This window comes from Streptomyces sp. JW3, assembly GCF_052216785.1.
Taxonomy (GTDB): Bacteria; Actinomycetota; Actinomycetes; order Streptomycetales; family Streptomycetaceae; genus Streptomyces.
Map to the genome: position 1 here is coordinate 1 of NZ_JBQOUX010000261.1, position 622 is coordinate 622.

Sequence of the window (622 nt, forward strand, 5' to 3'; positions counted from 1 at the left end):
TAAGAGGACGGCCCAGCTCCTGGGCGCGTGGATAGTCTTCGAGGACGAGGCCGGGCAGGACCTGAAACCCGGCAAGGGCCGGACCTGGTCGCGGCGGGGCAGGACGCCGCTGGTCAGAGTGACGGGCAAGGGTTCCGGTCGGGTCCTGATGGCCGGGATGATCTGCGTCAGACCGGGCCGCGAGACCAGGCTGATCTACCGGACCCAGACATACCGGGGCCGTACCGGCGAGAAGAAGGGTTTCCGGGCACGCGAGTTCGCGGACCTGCTGACCTCCGCCCGTCGGCAACTCGGCGATGCCCCGCTGATCGTGGTGTGGGACAACGCCAGCACCCATCACGCCAAGCCCTTACGGGAGTTCTGCGACCGCAACAGCGACTGGCTGACCATCGTCAAGCTCCCGCCCTACGCGCCCGACCTCAACCCCGTCGAAGGCGTATGGGCCCACCTGAAGAAGTCCCTGGCCAACCTCGCACCCCGCACGATCGACGACCTCACCCCGCTCGTGAAGGACCGCCTACGCGGCATCCAACGCCGACCCGAGATCCTCGACGGCTTCATAGCCGAGACCGGACTCGGGCTGGAGCCTCCGTAACCCGTCACCCCACCCTTTCAACCTCAG

1 protein-coding gene is annotated in these 622 nt (G+C 67.4%); it reads left to right on the top strand.

Annotated features, from left to right (window positions below; genetic code table 11):
• The coding region (locus ACTT8P_RS38405; protein WP_442836421.1) for an IS630 family transposase at positions 1 to 595 on the top strand (595 nt) is incomplete at its 5' end.
• Between the last annotated feature and the right edge of the window lie 27 nt (positions 596 to 622).